The organism is Streptomyces sp. rh34 (assembly GCF_002551245.1).
Classification (GTDB): Bacteria; Actinomycetota; Actinomycetes; order Streptomycetales; family Streptomycetaceae; genus Streptomyces.
This window is the reverse complement of the sequence record NZ_NTGZ01000173.1, coordinates 1-15967: the sequence shown is the minus strand read 5'-3', so window position 1 is coordinate 15967 and position 15967 is coordinate 1. Positions and strand designations below refer to the sequence as shown.

Sequence of the window (15967 nt, the reverse complement as noted above, 5' to 3'; positions counted from 1 at the left end):
CCCGCTCGCGGCGGCCCCGGCAGCGGGCGGGGTCGACCCGGCCGCCGTCCCGGCCGTCGCGGCCTTCGGGCCCGGAAGGGCGTGGGGACGGGCGTGTGCCTCGGGCCGGTGAGGTGTGGTGGGCCGATGTGCCGTACGAGGACGGGCCCGGGTCGAAGGACCGGCCGTGTCTGGTGATCTCGGTACGGGGGCGGGGCCGGGGGCGCACGGCGCTGGTCGCGAAGATCACCAGCAAGCATCACGAGGAGCGGCCGGGGGTGATCGCGCTGCCCGCGGGGACGGTCGGGGACCGGCAGGGGCGGCGGAGTTTCCTGGAGACGGACGAGCTGCGCGAGGTGCGGATCTCCGGGTTCCGGCGGCGGGTGGGGGCGGTGGATCCGGAGCTGTGGGAGCGGGTGCGTGGGCTGGGGGCGGGGTGAGGGGCGGGGCCCTGGTTCTCGGGGCTCCGCCCCGGGCCCCGCTCCTCGAACGGCGGAGGGGCTGAAAGATGTCCTCAGGCGCCGGACGGGCCGGGATGCCCGGTGCGGGGTCACGCCCAGAGCTGGCCCTGAAGCGTTTCGATCGCCGCTTCTGTCGTCTCCGCCGTGTAGACGCCCGTCGACAGGTACTTCCAGCCGCCGTCCGCGACGACGAAGACGATGTCGGCGCTCTCCCCCGCCTTGACCGCCTTGTTGCCCACGCCGATCGCCGCGTGGAGGGCGGCGCCGGTGGAGACGCCCGCGAAGATGCCCTCCTGCTGGAGGAGTTCGCGGGTGCGGGTGACCGCGTCGGCGGAGCCCACGGAGAAGCGGGTGGTGAGGACCGAGGCGTCGTAGAGCTCGGGGACGAAGCCCTCGTCGAGGTTGCGCAGGCCGTAGACCAGGTCGTCGTAGCGCGGTTCGGCGGCGACGATCCGGATGCCGGGGCGGTTCTCGCGGAGGTAGCGGCCGACGCCCATGAGGGTGCCGGTGGTGCCGAGGCCCGCGACGAAGTGGGTGATGGACGGGAGGTCGGTGAGGATCTCGGGTCCGGTGGTGGCGTAGTGGGCGCCCGCGTTGTCCGGGTTGCCGTACTGGTAGAGCATCACCCAGTCCGGGTGCTCGGCCGACAGTTCCTTCGCGACGCGGACGGCGGTGTTGGAGCCGCCCGCGGCCGGGGAGGAGATGATCTCGGCGCCCCACATGGCGAGCAGGTCGCGCCGCTCCTGGGAGGTGTTCTCCGGCATGACGCAGACGATGCGGTAGCCCTTGAGCTTGGCCGCCATGGCGAGCGAGATGCCCGTGTTGCCGCTGGTGGGCTCCAGGATGGTGCAGCCGGGTGTCAGCCGGCCGTCCTTCTCGGCCTGTTCGACCATGTGGAGCGCCGGGCGGTCCTTGATCGAGCCGGTGGGGTTGCGGTCCTCCAGCTTGGCCCAGATCCGGACGTCCTCGGACGGGGACAGCCGCGGGAGGCGGACGAGGGGGGTGTTCCCGACGGCCGCCAGCGGGGAGTCGTACCGCATCAGCGCATGCCGCCGGCGACGGCCGGGAGGATCGTGATGTTGTCGCCGTCGCTGAGCTTGGTGCTGATGCCGTCGAGGAAGCGGACGTCCTCGTCGTTGAGGTAGACGTTCACGAAGCGGCGGAGCTGTTCGCCGTTCGCGCCGTCGACGAGTCGCTCACGGATGCCGGTGTGGCGGCTCTCCAGGTCGGCGAAGAGGTCGGCGACGGTGTCCCCGTTGCCTTCGACGGCCTTCGCGCCGTCGGTGTAGGTGCGGAGGATGGTCGGGATGCGGACCTCGATGGCCATGGCGTGGGCTCCTGTCGAAAGCGTGGAGGTGGCGTGGGGCGCGCGTTTCTGCCCCCGCGCAGGGGGTGGTGCGTGTGGGTGGGCGCGCGGACCGCGGCTCAGGCCGGGCGGCTCACGGGCAGGCTGCGGGCGGGACAGATCGCGCTGGCGAGCCTGCACAGGTCGACGTGCAGCCGCGCGACGAGCAGCGTGCCCGGCGTCTTGTTGCTCACGTCATGGGGAACCATGCGGGCATCGTATCGATTCCCTGTGCGGAAACCCGAGTGTCATATCAGATGCTGGATGGTGAGCGACCGCTATGTGGACAGCACGGGGCGGGTGAGCTCTTCCGGCAGGTAGACGACCGTGGGGGCGCCGGTCTTCGGGTGGGTGCTGACCTCGGCGGCGACGCCGTACACCTCGCCCAGCAGTTCGGCCGTGAGCACCTCTTTCGGGGTGCCGGAGGCGATGACGCGGCCGTCCTTGAGGACGTAGAGGCGGTCGCAGTAGTACGCGGCGAGGTTGAGGTCGTGGAGGGCGAGGAGGTTGGTGGTGCCGAGGTCGCGGACCAGGGAGAGGATCTCCAGCTGGTAGCGGATGTCCAGGTGGTTGGTCGGCTCGTCCAGGACGACGAGCGACGGCCGCTGGACCAGGGCGCGGGCGACCAGGGCGCGCTGGCGTTCGCCGCCGGAGAGGGAGGCGAACGTCCGGGGTGCGAGGGCGGCGATGCCGACCCGGGCGAGGGCGTCGGCCACCAGGGCGGTATCGGCGGCGGTGTCCGCCTCCCAGAACCGTTTGTGCGGGGCGCGTCCCATCGCGACGACCTGGCCGACGGTGAGCTCGAAGCCGGCGTGGCCGTCCTGCGGGACGGTGGCGATGCGCTGGGCGCGGGTCTTCACGGGGAGGGTGGCGAGGTCGTCGCCGTCGAGGAGGACGCGGCCGTGGGTGGGGCGCAGGGTGCCGTAGACGCAGCGCAGGAGGGTGGTCTTGCCGCTGCCGTTGGGGCCGACGAGGCCGACGGTCTCGCCGTCGGCGGCGGTGAGGTCGACGGAGTCGACGAGGTGGCGGCCCTCGCCGACGCCGTACGAGAGGCCCTCGGTGCGCAGGGTGGTCATGGGCGGGCTCCCTCTACGGGTGACGTCGTCATGCGGGCGCTCCCTCGGGGCGGCGGCGGAGCATCCAGAGGAAGAACGGGCCGCCGGTCAGCGCGGTGAGGACGCCGACCGGGATGTCCTGCGGGGCGGCGAGCGTCCGGGCGGCCAGGTCGGCGAGGACCAGGAACACCGCTCCGCCGAGGGCGACGACCGGGAGCAGTGCGCGGTGCGCGGCGCCGACGGCCATCCGGGCCATGTGCGGGACCATCAGCCCGACGAAGCCGATCGCCCCGCTGTACGCGACGAGCGCCCCGGTCATGAGGGAGGCGAGGACGAAGACGGCGGCCCGGAAGCGGGCGGTGTCGAGGCCGAGGACGGTCGCGCCCTCCTCCCCCACCAGGAGCAGGTCGAGCGGCCGGGCCAGGGTGAGGAGTACGCCGGTGCCGACGACCAGGGTGACCGCGGGGAGCGCGAGCATGTCCCAGCGGGCCGCGCCGAGGCCGCCGAGGGTCCAGTAGAGGACTTCCTGGAGGTGGTCGGCGCGGGCGGAGGTGACCAGGATCAGGCTGGTCAGGGCGGAGAGGACGTAGGAGACGGCGACCCCGGCGAGGACGAGCCGGTTGGTGGCGAGGCCGCCTCCGCCGCGTGCCAGGGTGTAGACGAGGAGCAGGGAGAGCAGCGCGCCCGCGAAGGCGGCCGCCGGGATGGTGACGGTGGTGGCGAGGGTCGCGCCGATGCCGAGGACGATCACCAGGACGGCGCCGGCGGACGCCCCGGAGGAGACGCCGAGGAGGAACGGGTCGGCGAGCTGGTTGCGTACGAGGGCCTGGAGGACGGTGCCGATGACGGCGAGTCCGGCGCCGACGACGATGCCGAGCAGCACCCGGGGCAGGCGGACGTCCAGGACGATCGTGCGGAAGGGGCTCGCGTCCGCCCGCCCGGTCAGGATGTCGAGGACCTGGCCGGGCGGGATACGGACGGAGCCGAGGGCGAGTGCGGCGATGACGGCGGCGGCGAGGAGCGCGGCGAGGGCGCCGAGCACCAGGGTGTAGCGGAGCGGCCGTCGCGGTGCGGGGGTGCGGCAGCTCACGGGGTGGTGGCCCCCGGGTGGAGCTGGGCCGCGAGCTTGTCGACGGCGGCGGGGACGCGGACGCCGAGGACGGCGTCGGAGAGCGGCATGACCGCGAAGCGCTTGTTCCTGATGGCGGGGACGTCGGCGAGGGCCGGGTCGGTGAGAAGGCGCTTCTTCTTCTGTTCGACGGTGGTGGAGCCGTAGTCGTAGATCACGACGGCTTCCGGCTTGCGGGCGACGACGTTCTCCCAGGAGGCGTCGCCGAAGGGCTTGTCGAGGTCGGCGAAGACGTTGGTGCCGCCGGCCCGCTCGATCAGTTCGTTGCCGATGCCTTCGCCGCCGGCGGTGAACGCGGTCTTGTCGCCGCTGTCGTAGACGAAGACGGAGACGGGTTTCAGGCCGGCGAGCTTCTTGGCGGTGGCGGCGTTGTCGGCCTCGGCCTGCTTGATCCAGGCCTCGGCGCGGTCGCTGACGCCGAAGGTGCGGCCGACCTCGCGGATCTCCTCGTAGAGGGTGTTCATGGGCTGGTCGCCCTTGGTGCAGCTCTCGGTGTTGAGGCGGGTCTCGATGCCGGACTTCTTCAGCGCCTCGCGCCCGCGCCCGTCGCCTGCCGCGAACGCGCTGGCGTAGCCGCCGTAGACGAAGTCGGGGTTCGCGGCGAGGACCTGCTCGTAGGAGGGGTACTCCTTCGCGATGACCGGGACGGACGCGTAGTCCTCTCCGTACTTCGGCAGGATCCGGTCGTCGAGGTAGGCGGTGCCGACGAGGGACTTCGCCAGGCCCAGTTCCAGCATGATCTCGGTGACGTGCTGGTTCATGGTGACGACGCGTTGCGGCGGGGCCGTGTACGTGGTGGTGACACCGCAGTTCTTGACGGTGTACGGGAAGCCGTCGCTCTTGGCCGCGGGCTTGTCCCCGGTGGTGGCGGTGCCGCCGTCCGGGGTGGAGCAGGCGGTGAGGGCGAGCGGGAGCAGCACGGCGGCGGCTATGAGCGCGGGGGTGCGCCGGGGCATGGCGGGGCCTCTCCGGGGGATTTCCGCGTCCCCTGGTCGATGCGAGAAGGCGGCGGGCCAGTTCCTGACTTCCGGGCCGCCCTCCGGTGCGTCGTCGTCCGCTGGGGAGTCGTCCGCGTGGGAGGGGGCCCGGTCACAGTGGCGGGACCGTGCCGGATTCGCACCGGCTTCCTGGATTCCTGCTGCCTCGATGGGTCTGGGGGCAGTGTGCCAGACCCGTCGCGGGGGCCCTGCGGGGGCACCCGGGTGGGTCAGTACGCCTCGACGACCCGCACGTCTTCCTCGGTGATCTCGCCGTCCACGATGCGGTACGAGCGGAACTGGAAGGGTCCGGCGTCGTCGGTGTCGGCGGTGGAGACCAGGACGTAGTGGGCGCCGGGTTCGTTGGCGTAGGTGACGTCGGTGCGGGAGGGGTAGGCCTCGGTCGCCGTGTGCGAGTGGTAGACGATCACGGGCTCCTCGTCGCGGTCGTCCATCTCGCGGTAGAGCTTGAGGAGGTCGGCCGAGTCGAACTCGTAGAACGTGGGCGAGCGGGCGGCGTTGAGCATCGGGATGAAGCGCTCGGGGCGGTCCGTCCCGGCCGGGCCCGCGACCACTCCGCACGCCTCGTCGGGGTGGTCGGCGCGGGAGTGGGCGACGATCTGGTCGTGGAGCGCCTGGGTGATGGTCAGCATGGCGCCAGGATAAGCAGCGGGCCCCCGGCGTACCGATGGGTGGTACGCGGGGGCCCGCATGCTGGACGCCGTCGGCCGTTGGGGCGGCCGGGGGCGGTCCGGGAGGAGGGCGGTGTGGGGCCCGCCCTCGGGGTCAGTGGGTGCCGGCGGTGGTCTTCTCCGGGGTGCGCGACCGGAGCGTCCGGTAGGAGACGAAGAGGATGAGCGCCCACAGCGGTGCGCAGTAGAGCGAGATCCTGGCGTCCTTGTCGATCGCCATCATCACGAGGACCATGCCGATGAACAGGAGCGCGAACCAGCTCGTGTACGGGGCTCCGGGGGCCTTGAACGAGGACTGGGGCAGCAGGCCCGCGTCGGCCATGCGGCGGTAGCGGACCTGGCTCACCAGGATCATGATCCAGGCCCACATGCCGGAGATGGTCGCGAAGGAGACGACGTAGGTGAACGCCTCGCCCGGCCACTGGTAGTTGATCCACACGCCGACGAGCATCAGAGCGGCGGAGAAGGTGGTGCCCACCAGCGGCAGGCCGTTCTTCGTCAGCTTGGCGAAGGCGCGGGGGCCCTGGCCGTTGAGGGCGAGGTCGCGGAGCATGCGTCCGGTGGAGTACATGCCGGAGTTGCAGGAGGAGAGCGCGGCGGTGAGGACGACGAAGTTGACGACGGCGGCGCCGACGCTGAAGCCCATCTCCTCGAAGGCCTTCACGAACGGGGAGACGCCGGGTTTGAAGGTGGACCAGGGCACGACCGAGAGGATCATGATCAGCGCGCCGACGTAGAAGACGGCGATGCGCCACGGCACGGTGTTGATGGCCTTGGGCAGCACGGTCTCGGGGTCCTTGGACTCCCCGGCGGTGACGCCGACGAGTTCGACGGCGAGGAACGCGAACATGACGATCTGGAGCGTCATGAGGGTGCCGGTGATGCCGTTGGGGAAGAAGCCGCCGTCGTTCCAGAGGTTGGCGACGGTCGCGGTGTCGCCGGCGTCGGAGAATCCGACGGTGAGGACGCCCGCGCAGATCAGGATCATGCCGATGATCGCGGTGACCTTGACCATGGAGAACCAGAACTCCAGCTCACCGAAGAGCTTCACGGAGATCAGGTTGGCGCCGTACAGAATGACGGTGAACACCAGGGCGGACAGCCATTGCGGAATGTTCCACCAGTACGTCATATAGGTGGCGGCGGCGGTGACTTCGGTGATTCCGGTGACGACCCAGAAGAGCCAGTAGGTCCAGCCGGTCACGAATCCGAAGAAGGGGCCGAGGAATTCCCGGGCGTACTCCGAGAAGGAGCCGGAGACCGGGCGGTACATGAGGAGTTCGCCCAGTGCCCGCATGATGAAGAAGATGACCAGGCCCGCGATGACGTAGGCCAGGATGAGGCTGGGTCCGGCCCGGTCGATGGCTTTGCCCGCGCCGAGGAAGAGCCCGGTGCCGATGGCTCCGCCGATGGCGATCATCTGGATCTGACGAGCTCCCAGGCCGCGCTGGTATCCCTCGCCACTTGCCCCGGAGTCCCCGGCGTCGCCGCCGGGCCGACCCTTGTCGGCCTGTCCCTCGTCGACCTGCGCCGATGTCATGGTGGTGCGCCTTTCTCCACGCCGATCCGCGCCGCACAAGGCTGCGGATCAGGTCCTGATCCCCCCGGATATGGATGGAGTGCCGTCGGCGTTCGGCCGGTCCGCGGCGCCTCCGGGAACAGGGGTGGCGTCCCGGGGCGGTCGTGAAGATTTATCACGGCGGTCAGGGGACACAGTGGGACATTCTGTGGCGCACGACACAGAAAAAAGCGGGCAAGGGGTCCTCCCCCGGCGCGGGGGGGGGGGGGGGGGCGCCCTCTCCATTCACGGCATTACGGCCTCGGCCTCACGGCATAAGCGTTTCGACGAGCGTTTCCTGGAGCGCTCCGAGCCAGAGGTAGGCCATCACCATGGGCTTGCGCGGATCGGCGTCGGGGAGCCGGTAGAGCGAGCCCTCCCCGCCCTCGTCCTCGTCTGAGACCTCCAGCCGGGTGCCGATGGTCAGGCGCAGGTCGTTGAGGGAGCGGAGCCAGCTGCGGCACTCCTCGCCGGTGAGGGTGAGGACGGCGCCGCCGTCCCCGGCGGGCGAGAGCGCGTCCAGGGTGCGGACGACGGTGACGGCGTCCTCGCGCTTGCCCGAGCGCAGGTCGTTCTCGGTGAAGCGGCGGAACTCGGAGGACAGCTCGCGCAGCTCCTCCTCCGGCTTTCCGCCCTCGGCGGGACGGTCGGGGCCGCCGTAGGCGTCGGGGAAGAGCCGGGCGAGCGCCGGGTCGGACGGCGGCTTGCTGGGGCCCTCGGCGAAGAGGGCGGCGAGCGGGTCCTCGCCCTCGGCGGGCGTCTCGCCGGGGCCGATGAGTTCGAGCAGCTGGACGGCGAGGGACCGCAGGATGGAGATCTCGACCTCGTCGAGCGCGACGGCCGCGCCGCCGCCTGGGGTGGCCTCGAAATGGCCGGCCATGGATTCTCCGATGGTGGGTCGAACGGGGCAGGGTCGGGCGGGCCCGGGCGGCCCTAGTTGCGGTCCTGGGTGAGGGTGGCCCACAGCCCGTATCCGTGCATGGCCTGGACGTCGCGCTCCATCTCCTCGCGGCTCCCGCTGGAGACGACGGCGCGGCCCTTCTGGTGCACGTCCATCATGAGCTTGTGGGCCTTGTCCTTCGGGTAGCCGAAGTAGGCCTGGAAGACGTAGGTCACGTAGCTCATGAGGTTGACCGGGTCATTGTGGACGAGCGTCACCCACGGGACGTCCGGCTCGGGGACCGCGAAGGTCTCCTCGGCCGAATCGGGACGTTCGATCTCTAGCGGGGTAGCAACGCTCACCTGTCCCATGCTGCCACCCGGGCGGGTCCGGCGCACAAACGGACCCCACATCTCGTCACTTTGACGAATAGGGGGTAGCATCCCAGCCATGAACTCAGCGGACCTCGGGCGACGGGTCGGCGTTCCGTCGACCGCGCTCTTCACCGACCAGTACGAACTGACCATGGTGCAGGCGGCCCTCAAGGCCGGCACCGCCGACCGGCACTCGGTCTTCGAGGCGTTCACCCGCCGGCTGCCCGAAGGGCGGCGCTACGGAGTCGTCGCGGGCACCGGCCGGGTGCTGGACGCGGTGGAGAACTTCCACTTCGACGACGAGATGATCGGCTTCCTGCGGCAGCAGAAGATCGTCGACGAACCCACCCTCGAATGGCTGGCCGGCTACCGCTTCAGCGGCGACATCTGGGGCTACCCGGAGGGCGAGGTCTACTTCCCCGGCTCCCCGATCCTGCGGGTGGAGGGTTCCTTCGCCGAGTGCGTGCTGCTGGAGACGGTGATCCTCTCCATCCTCAACCACGACTCCGCCATCGCCGCCGCCGCCTCGCGGATGTCGGCCGCCGCCGGGGACCGCCGGCTGATCGAGATGGGCGCGCGCCGCACCCACGAGCTGTCCGCGGTCGCCTCGGCCCGTGCCGCCTTCGTCGGCGGCTTCGACGCCACCTCCGACCTGGCGGCCGGCTTCCGCTGGGCGATCCCGACCGTCGGCACGAGCGCGCACTCCTTCACCCTGCTGCACGACAACGAGCGCGACGCGTTCCGGGCGCAGGTGGACTCGCTGGGCCGGGGCACGACGCTGCTGGTCGACACGTACGACGTGACCGAGGCGGTCCGGGCGGCCGTCGAGATCGCGGGGCCCGAGCTGGGCGCCGTACGGATCGACTCCGGGGACCTGCTCCTGGTCGCGCACCGGGTGCGGCAGCAGCTGGACGAGCTGGGGGCGACGGACACGAAGATCGTGGTCACCTCGGACCTGGACGAGTACGCCATCGCCTCGCTGGCCGCCGCGCCGGTGGACGCGTACGGGGTCGGCACCCAGCTGGTCACCGGGAGCGGGCACCCCACCTGCTCGATGGTCTACAAGCTGGTGGCCCGCGCCGGCTCGGCGGAGCCGGACGCTCCGCTGGTGCCGGTGGCGAAGAAGTCGCTCGGCGCGAAGTCGTCGAAGGGCGGTCGCAAGTGGGCCGCCCGCCGGACCGACGAGCACGGCGTCGCCGAGGCCGAGGTGGTCGGCACCGGCCCCGTCCCCGAGGAGCTGGCCGACCGGCAGCTGCTGGTGGAGCTGGTGCGCGGTGGCGAGGTGCTCGCGCGCGAGCCCCTGGAGGCCGTCCGGGAGCGGCACGTGGCCGCGCGCGCGGGGCTGCCGATGTCGGCGATCCAGCTGTCGCGGGGCGAGCCGGTGATCCCGACCGAGTACGCCTGAGAACGGCCCGGGGCGGCCCGCGGGGGGCCGCCCCGGCGTCCGGACCGGCCGGGTCCGCAACCGGCGGTTTGACGGACGGGCTTGATTGTGACGGCCCAGTGCCTAGGCTCGAACCCGCGGACCCACCCGGACACCCCGGCCTCCCCGCCCCGCTCGGCGCCATCCCGCTCCGGTCCCCACCCGCTCCCGCCCCGCTCCATCCGCTCCCGCCCCCACCGAAGGACACCCGCCATGCACCGCGCATTGATCGTCGTGGACGTTCAGAACGACTTCTGCGAGGGCGGCAGCCTCGCGGTGGCGGGCGGTGCCGATGTCGCCGCCGCCATCACCGACCTGATCGGCGACGCCCAGCCCGGCTACCGCCACGTGGTGGCCACCCGCGACCACCACATCGACCCGGGCGACCACTTCTCGCCCAGCCCGGACTTCGAGCACTCCTGGCCGGCGCACTGCGTCGCCGGCACGGAGGGCGTCGGCTTCCACCCGAACTTCGCGCCCGCCGTCGCCTCCGGCGCGATCGACACGGTGTTCGACAAGGGGGCGTACGCGGCCGCGTACAGCGGGTTCGAGGGCTCCGACGAGAACGGGACCGGCCTCGCCCAGTGGCTGCGCGACCGCGAGGTCACCGAGGTCGACGTGGTCGGCATCGCCACCGACCACTGCGTGCGGGCCACCGCGCTGGACGCGGCCCGTGAGGGCTTCGTCACACAGGTGCTGCTCGACCTGACCGCCGGCGTGTCCGGGGCGACCACGGAACGGGCCCTGGCGGAGATGCGCACGGCGGGCGTGAAGCTCTCCGGCACACCCGTGGTCGCGTCGTAACCCCGCCCGGGGATCGCGCCTCGCGCGCCTACGCGGCCGGGCGGGCCGGTCCGGCGTACCCGGCGGGGCCCAGCAGGGCCCTGATCGGGTGCCACAGCTCCTGGCACGACTGGGGCGCCTGGGGTGACTGAGCTGACTGGGGCGCGAGGCCCGACGGCCCGGCCGGGCCCGCCTGCGGGGCGGCCCGCCACAGCAGACCGTCCGGATGGTGCAGTACCGCCGTGACCTCGTCCGGCGTGGGCGGCCGGTCGTTGCCGCGCAGATAGACCGCCCGCAGCCCCAGGTTGCGCAGCCGGGTCAGGGCGCGCGCCCGGTTCGCCGCGTGCACCAGCACCCGTACCGGGGCTCCGGGCCCCGCTCCCGTACCCCCGTGGGGGCCTGTTCCGTCGGCCGGTCTGGTCAGGGTCAGTGCGACCACCACCGTGCCGTTCGGCAACCTGCAGAAACCTCCGCCAGCCATGCTCCGCGCTCCCCCGTGAGACGTCGTGTCAATAAGGATGTGAACAAGACGCACCTAAACACGATCGGCCGCCGCCCGCTAGGGGGCGACGGCCGATCATGTTTTGACCTGCGGTTTTACTTGATCAGCGACCCGAGGGGCCGACCAGCACGCTCATCGTCGAGCCGTTGCGGGGCTCGTGGACGATGGAGATGCGGGTGTTCGTGTCAGGAACCTTGACACCACCCGTGGGGTTCTCCTTGTACCAGTAGGTGCCCTTGCGGTCGTCGAAGACCGGGTTGCCCAGGGCGGGCTTGATGTGCAGCGGAACGTCCGCGTTGTGGAGCGTGAAGCCCTGGTTCGGGTACCAGCTGAACGGCGCGTCGAACGGCTGGATCTTGTTGCGCAGGAGCGAGCCGTCCTTCCACTTCAGCGGCTTGGCGTGCGCGTCGATCGGCAGGATCAGACCCTGGCCCGGGTGGACGGAGGTGTTGTTGTCCTTCTGGGAGGTGTCCCAGAGCCAGACCAGCAGACCGTTCTGGTACGCGTAGTGCTCGACCCAGTCCGGACGGGTGCCGGAGAAGCCGAAGTTGTACGGGCCGACCTTGAGGGTCTCGTCGTACGACACGTACTGGCGGTTCTCCGCGATGTAGTACTGCGGGTAGTCCTGGGTGAAGGACTCACCGACCCGCGAGAAGCCCTTCGCGGTCCAGCCGTTGTCGTCGCCCTCGGCGTTGTCCGAGAAGAGCGTGGCGCCGTCGGCCGTGATGGTGATCTCGTCGGCCGTGAAGCCCTTGCCGCCCGCGCCGCCGTCCGTCTGGTAGCGGAAGCGGAGGTCGACCTTCTTGCCCGCGTAGGCGTCCAGGGAGAAGGACAGCTTCTTGTACGCGCCCGAGACGTCGGTCAGAGCCGGCTTGTCACTGGCGTCGCGCGGGATGGCCTTGCCGTCGGCGGTGCCGTCGAGCGCGGTCCAGTTGGCGCCGCCGTTCTCGGACACCTCGGTGTAGAGGTAGTCGTAGTCGGCCTCGATGTCGTACCAGCCCGAAAGGTCCAGCGCGGCCTTGGACTTGCCGGTCAGGTCGACCGAGCGGGTCAGGGTGTTCGACAGGTCGTCGCCCATGTCGCTCCACCACTGCTTCGCACCCTCGGCGGGCTTGACGACGGTGGTGGTGACGGCCTTCTTCGGCAGCTCGACGACGAGCGCCTGCGGGTTCTTGGTGTTGTACTCCGAGACACCCAGCTTGTGCAGCGAGGTCTTGCCCGCCTTGGCCTTGTCGTAGTCGAGCCAGCCGAGCTGGAGCTTGTCCCACGAGGTCATGTCGCCCGGCAGGTTGCCGATCTCGCCCGTGCCTGTGCCGAGCCAGGAGCCCGCCGACATCAGGGACCAGAAGCCGACCGAGTTCTCGCCACCGCCGGAGGTGTCGTACAGGTCCGGGAGGCCGAGGTCGTGGGCGTACTCGTGGGCGAAGACGCCCAGGCCGCCGTTCTCGGGCTGGACGGTGTAGTCGCCGACCCAGATGCCCGTGTCGCCGATCTGGGCGCCACCGGCCTTGTTGTCCGCGGGTCCGGTCGCGCCCGCGTTGGTGCCGTACGCGTACCAGCGGTGCGCCCAGATGGCGTTGGTGCCCTCGGCGCCGCCGCCGGCCGACTCGTCCTCGCCGGCGTGGACCAGCTGGAAGTGGTCGATGTAGCCGTCGGGCTCGTTGAAGTTGCCGTCACCGTCGAAGTCGTAGCGGTCCCACGCGTCGTACTCGGCGAGGTTCGCCTTGATCTCCGCGTCGGTGCGGCCCTTGGCCTGCTGGTCCGCGACCCAGGCGTTCACGCCGTCGCGCACCGCGTCCCACACGTTGGCGCAGTTGGACTGGCCGCAGTAGTTGGAGCCGTAACGGGCCTCGTTGTACGGGACCTTGACCCAGTCGGAGACCTCTCCCTCGACCGAGTAGCGGCCCGAGGAGGTCTTCTCGTAGTAGGTCTTGAGCGAGTGGACGCCCTTGCCCTCGCCGAAGTAGAGCTCCTGGAAGTGCTCCCGGTTGTAGTCGTCCTTCCAGGCGGTGCTGTTGTCCTTCTTCGGGTCCGGCTTGGCGATCTTGTTGTGCGCCGGGCCCGGGGCGCCCCCGAACTTCTTGACGGGCGGCTTGGGGCCGTCGCCGTCGGGGTCGAACATCGTGGTGTCGTCGACCTGGTCGCCGAACTCCAGCAGGATGGTGAAGATCTTGTCGGTCTTCTCCCGGCCGAGCTCCACGTACTTCTTGTCGCCGAGCTTGACGACCTTGGAGCCGCCCCGGTTCGCCACCTTCTTGTCCCCGGAGAGCACCTGCTCCAGCGCGGCCTCGCGCTGGGCCGCCTGCTGCTCGCTGAAGGGGCCCTCCAGGTTGTGCTCCACGTGCCCCTTGGCCGGCGCCGGGTCACGGCGGTCGACGGTGGAGACGCCGGAACCTGATGATCCGTCATGCGCCTGGGCGGTGGCGAAGGCCGACGCCGTCGCGGCGGTCGCAGCCATGGCCACGACAACGGCGGCGGCGCGAAGCGCCTGTCTCTGATTGGTCACTTGATGCAGTCCTCCCCGGGCGTCCGCGCAGCGGCCAGGGGGGTAGGAAACGGGCCGCGCGCGTAAACGCGTCACAAGTGACGACATTCGATCGGAGTTATGAGAGAAAAGACAGACCTTGACTTGAACAGACCAAGTGCACTATGCGGAGCGCCCTTCCGGTATGCGGACGGCAGGGGACGGGCATGGGAACGGCAAAAGAACGGACACGGCCCGGACCTGGCCGTTCACCTCACCCCAACCGGCGCGTCCCGCTGTCCGGTTGGTGAGAGGTGTGACTCCGTGCGCCCCCTGTGCACCGGTACCGTGTGTTAGGTCACGCTTACTACCGGTCCGGGTCGGGCATTCACCGTCGTAGGGTCGTTCGGCGCGCACGACCGTGCCGAACGCCGCCCGCCCATCCGACGTCCCGAGGACGGAAACCGCCATGCCGCGTCCGACTGCCGCACAGTTCGCCTACGGTTCGGCCACCGTCGTCGTCACGACGCTCGCCCTGCTGCTGCTGTTCCGCACGGAGTCCGGCATCGGCGTCGCCGCCGTCGGCACGACCGCGCTGGCCCTCGGCCTCCTGGTCGCCGTACGGCTGCCTCTCCCCCGCCACCGTGGAGCGGAGGGGGCCGGGCGGACCGCGACCGACCACGCCGCCGCCGCCCGAACCCACCACGCCCTGGAGGGCGTCGGCACCCGGGAGCGCGTCTCGGCGACCCGGTCATCGGCGTCGTCATCGGCATCGGCGGACGAGCACTCGCTGCACCGCTGAACGGGCGACGACGGACCGGAGGGCGGCCGTCCGCTAGCGGGCGGCCACCACGACCGTCTTGGCGGCCTTGTCCTGAAGGCCCTGCCGGTAGGGCTTGTCCGTGAACATCAGCACGATGTTGATCAGCCACCACAGGCACGGGCAGCACAGCAGCGCCGGGGCCCACAGCACGACGGCCCGCATCAGCGCGGCCCCGGTGTCGGGCACCCGCCCGTCGTTGAGCATCGCGACGCGCAGCTTCAGCAGCCGCTTGCCCAGCGTGCGGCCGTCCTTGTGGGTGAAGTACGTGTCGTAGGCGACGTAGACCACCAGGCCGATGATCGACCACAGCAGCTGGCTCCCGCCGTACCCGTTGGCGACGGCGTCGCCGAACCCGTCGTCACCGTCCCCGTTGACGTCGACCGCGCCGCCCCAGGGCAGCGAGATCAGGTACAGCGGGATCGAGATGACGAGGAAGTCGATGAGCCGCGCCAGGATCCGCTTCCCCGGCTCGGCGAGCGGCGGCATCCCGGCCAGCGGATCGGGCGCGCCGAAGCCGGCGCCGCTGCCGTACGGATCGTTCGGCGGGGGCGGCGGTGGCGGGGGCGGCACACTGCCGTACGGCTGACCCTCGGACGGCGGCGAGGGCTCCTGCGGCTTCTTGAGGAACGGATCGTCGTCCTCGGGCGGCTGGCCGGGCGTCGGCTGGTCGTTGCTCATGGGGGCAGTGCATCCCGCGTCACCGGGCCCCGCAACGGCTCAGGTGCGTTCGGGGGACACGGAGCGGCATACGAGTCTAAACGGGCAGGTCGCCCCGCGCCCGGCCACGCGTTCCCGGGGCCCGCTCAGCCCGCTCAGCCCGCCACGAAGGTGCGGGCCGCCTTGTCGTGCCAGCACTGGCGCCAGGGGCGGTCGATCAGACACCAGAGAACGTTGACCACGCCGATGACGAGCAGTCCCAGCACGCCGTAGACGAGCCAGCGGCGCAGGGCCGCGCCCAGGGTGGGCGCGTCGTGGGACTCGATGTCCCGTACGTCGAGTCCGCAGAGCTTCTTGCCCAGCGTCCGGCCCCACTTGGCCGTCGGCAGTGCCTCCAGGAGGAACCCGATGAGCAGGAACGCGGCGAGCAGAGCCCCCAGCAGCGCCCCGGTGGTGGAGTCCAGCAGCCAGACGGTGACCGTCTCGCCCGTCTCCTTCGCCGCGGTGATCTTCCGGTCGATGTGGTCGAGTGCCCGGGTCGCCAGGGGGACGGCCGCCGCCCCGACGGCCGCGCCGAGCACGAGACTGTCGACCAGCCGGGCGGCGAACCGCTTGCCGAGCCCGGCGGGCCGGGCCGATGCCTGGTTGCGGGCGAGTTGCTGGAAGGGATCGTCGACCGGCGGCTTCCAGGGCACGACGGGCTGGTCCGCGCCCACCCCCTGGTGCTGGTGCGACTGCGGTTGCTGATGCGGTTGCTGATGCTGCTGCGGTTCGGGCTGGGCCAGTTGGTGGACCTGCTGCGCCCAGGAGGCCGAGCCACCGCCGTGGCCCGGCGTCAGCGGCGTGTGCGGGGCCACCGGGGGCC

At 71.1% G+C, this 15967-nt stretch carries 18 protein-coding genes and 1 riboswitch; of the genes, 4 read left to right on the top strand and 14 right to left on the bottom strand.

Annotation, left to right across the window (positions count from 1 at the left end; all coding sequences use genetic code 11):
* A partial coding sequence (locus CR470_RS26305) for a type II toxin-antitoxin system PemK/MazF family toxin (RefSeq protein ID WP_257138923.1) occupies positions 1-419 on the top strand: 419 nt, incomplete at its 5' end.
* 110 nt (positions 420-529) lie between these two features.
* On the opposite strand, the gene CR470_RS26300 is transcribed toward CR470_RS26305, so the two are convergent.
* The 10 genes from CR470_RS26300 to clpS form a co-directional block, all read right to left on the bottom strand.
* Entirely contained in the window at positions 530-1480 is a 951-nt protein-coding gene (locus CR470_RS26300) for a PLP-dependent cysteine synthase family protein (RefSeq protein WP_097870012.1), read from the bottom strand.
* Positions 1480-1767, bottom strand: coding sequence for a MoaD/ThiS family protein (locus tag CR470_RS26295; protein ID WP_097870011.1), 288 nt, complete (start codon positions 1765-1767; stop codon positions 1480-1482). Before CR470_RS26295 ends, CR470_RS26300 begins: the two co-directional genes overlap by 1 nt.
* 98 nt (positions 1768-1865) lie before the next feature.
* Positions 1866-1994, bottom strand: coding sequence for a putative leader peptide (locus CR470_RS40760; protein WP_018958487.1), 129 nt, complete (start codon positions 1992-1994; stop codon positions 1866-1868).
* 69 nt (positions 1995-2063) lie between these two features.
* Positions 2064-2861 carry an ABC transporter ATP-binding protein gene (locus CR470_RS26290; protein ID WP_097870010.1) on the bottom strand — a complete coding sequence of 266 codons (798 nt, stop codon included), beginning with the start codon at positions 2859-2861 and terminating at the stop codon, positions 2064-2066.
* Between the two features lie 28 nt (positions 2862-2889).
* Positions 2890-3930: a FecCD family ABC transporter permease gene (locus CR470_RS26285; protein WP_097870009.1), complete on the bottom strand. Its 1041-nt coding sequence runs from the start codon at positions 3928-3930 to the stop codon at positions 2890-2892.
* Positions 3927-4925 (bottom strand): ABC transporter substrate-binding protein, encoded by a 999-nt coding sequence (locus CR470_RS26280; RefSeq protein WP_097870008.1) that lies wholly within the window; start codon positions 4923-4925, stop codon positions 3927-3929. Before CR470_RS26280 ends, CR470_RS26285 begins: the two co-directional genes overlap by 4 nt.
* 38 nt (positions 4926-4963) lie before the next feature.
* A riboswitch (cobalamin riboswitch) is annotated at positions 4964-5123 on the bottom strand.
* 53 nt (positions 5124-5176) lie between these two features.
* Complete coding sequence (locus tag CR470_RS26275; RefSeq protein WP_007450621.1) at positions 5177-5599, bottom strand: Mov34/MPN/PAD-1 family protein; 423 nt, start codon at positions 5597-5599, stop codon at positions 5177-5179.
* Positions 5600-5732: 133 nt separating this feature from the next.
* Entirely contained in the window at positions 5733-7178 is a 1446-nt protein-coding gene (locus CR470_RS26270; RefSeq protein WP_097870007.1) for an amino acid permease, read from the bottom strand.
* A gap of 286 nt (positions 7179-7464) precedes the next feature.
* Entirely contained in the window at positions 7465-8076 is a 612-nt protein-coding gene (locus tag CR470_RS26265; protein ID WP_097870006.1) for a DUF2017 domain-containing protein, read from the bottom strand.
* A gap of 53 nt (positions 8077-8129) precedes the next feature.
* The gene (gene clpS / locus CR470_RS26260; RefSeq protein WP_097870005.1) at positions 8130-8447 is read right to left on the bottom strand and encodes an ATP-dependent Clp protease adapter ClpS; all 318 of its coding nucleotides are present in this window, start codon (positions 8445-8447) and stop codon (positions 8130-8132) included.
* 79 nt (positions 8448-8526) lie between these two features.
* Between clpS and CR470_RS26255 the strand changes: the two genes are divergently transcribed.
* On the top strand, positions 8527-9855 hold the full coding sequence (locus CR470_RS26255; RefSeq protein WP_097870004.1) for a nicotinate phosphoribosyltransferase: 1329 nt from the start codon (positions 8527-8529) through the stop codon (positions 9853-9855).
* A 231-nt stretch (positions 9856-10086) separates the two neighbouring features.
* Positions 10087-10677, top strand: a complete 591-nt coding sequence (locus CR470_RS26250) for an isochorismatase family protein (protein ID WP_097870003.1) — start codon at positions 10087-10089, stop codon at positions 10675-10677.
* Positions 10678-10705: 28 nt separating this feature from the next.
* Here the strand turns inward: CR470_RS26250 and CR470_RS26245 are convergent, their stop codons facing one another.
* The gene (locus CR470_RS26245; RefSeq protein ID WP_097870002.1) at positions 10706-11137 is read right to left on the bottom strand and encodes a hypothetical protein; all 432 of its coding nucleotides are present in this window, start codon (positions 11135-11137) and stop codon (positions 10706-10708) included.
* 124 nt (positions 11138-11261) lie between these two features.
* Positions 11262-13664 carry an immune inhibitor A domain-containing protein gene (locus CR470_RS26240; RefSeq protein ID WP_097870001.1) on the bottom strand — a complete coding sequence of 801 codons (2403 nt, stop codon included), beginning with the start codon at positions 13662-13664 and terminating at the stop codon, positions 11262-11264.
* A gap of 427 nt (positions 13665-14091) precedes the next feature.
* Between CR470_RS26240 and CR470_RS26235 the strand changes: the two genes are divergently transcribed.
* A complete protein-coding gene (locus CR470_RS26235) occupies positions 14092-14424 on the top strand; it encodes a hypothetical protein (protein ID WP_097870000.1) in 333 nt (110 codons plus the stop codon).
* 33 nt (positions 14425-14457) lie between these two features.
* Here CR470_RS26235 and CR470_RS26230 read toward each other — a convergent pair whose 3' ends face one another.
* Together CR470_RS26230 and CR470_RS26225 are read right to left on the bottom strand one after the other, a co-directional pair.
* A complete protein-coding gene (locus tag CR470_RS26230; RefSeq protein WP_097869999.1) occupies positions 14458-15123 on the bottom strand; it encodes an RDD family protein in 666 nt (221 codons plus the stop codon).
* Between the two features lie 134 nt (positions 15124-15257).
* A partial coding sequence (locus CR470_RS26225) for an RDD family protein (protein ID WP_143663873.1) occupies positions 15258-15967 on the bottom strand: 710 nt, incomplete at its 5' end.

What these genes read in the sequence shown, in the direction of transcription:
- CR470_RS26295 (WP_097870011.1), bottom strand. Translation starts at nt 1,767, where the DNA reads ATGGCCATCGAGGTCCGCATCCCGACCATCCTCCGCACCTACACCGAC.
- CR470_RS26250 (WP_097870003.1), top strand. Translation starts at nt 10,087, where the DNA reads ATGCACCGCGCATTGATCGTCGTGGACGTTCAGAACGACTTCTGCGAG.
- CR470_RS26290 (WP_097870010.1), bottom strand. Translation starts at nt 2,861, where the DNA reads ATGACCACCCTGCGCACCGAGGGCCTCTCGTACGGCGTCGGCGAGGGC.
- CR470_RS26255 (WP_097870004.1), top strand. Translation starts at nt 8,527, where the DNA reads ATGAACTCAGCGGACCTCGGGCGACGGGTCGGCGTTCCGTCGACCGCG.
- CR470_RS26270 (WP_097870007.1), bottom strand. Translation starts at nt 7,178, where the DNA reads ATGACATCGGCGCAGGTCGACGAGGGACAGGCCGACAAGGGTCGGCCC.
- CR470_RS26230 (WP_097869999.1), bottom strand. Translation starts at nt 15,123, where the DNA reads ATGAGCAACGACCAGCCGACGCCCGGCCAGCCGCCCGAGGACGACGAT.
- clpS (WP_097870005.1), bottom strand. Translation starts at nt 8,447, where the DNA reads ATGGGACAGGTGAGCGTTGCTACCCCGCTAGAGATCGAACGTCCCGAT.
- CR470_RS26235 (WP_097870000.1), top strand. Translation starts at nt 14,092, where the DNA reads ATGCCGCGTCCGACTGCCGCACAGTTCGCCTACGGTTCGGCCACCGTC.
- CR470_RS40760 (WP_018958487.1), bottom strand. Translation starts at nt 1,994, where the DNA reads ATGGTTCCCCATGACGTGAGCAACAAGACGCCGGGCACGCTGCTCGTC.
- CR470_RS26265 (WP_097870006.1), bottom strand. Translation starts at nt 8,076, where the DNA reads ATGGCCGGCCATTTCGAGGCCACCCCAGGCGGCGGCGCGGCCGTCGCG.
- CR470_RS26280 (WP_097870008.1), bottom strand. Translation starts at nt 4,925, where the DNA reads ATGCCCCGGCGCACCCCCGCGCTCATAGCCGCCGCCGTGCTGCTCCCG.
- CR470_RS26275 (WP_007450621.1), bottom strand. Translation starts at nt 5,599, where the DNA reads ATGCTGACCATCACCCAGGCGCTCCACGACCAGATCGTCGCCCACTCC.
- CR470_RS26245 (WP_097870002.1), bottom strand. Translation starts at nt 11,137, where the DNA reads ATGGCTGGCGGAGGTTTCTGCAGGTTGCCGAACGGCACGGTGGTGGTC.
- CR470_RS26300 (WP_097870012.1), bottom strand. Translation starts at nt 1,480, where the DNA reads ATGCGGTACGACTCCCCGCTGGCGGCCGTCGGGAACACCCCCCTCGTC.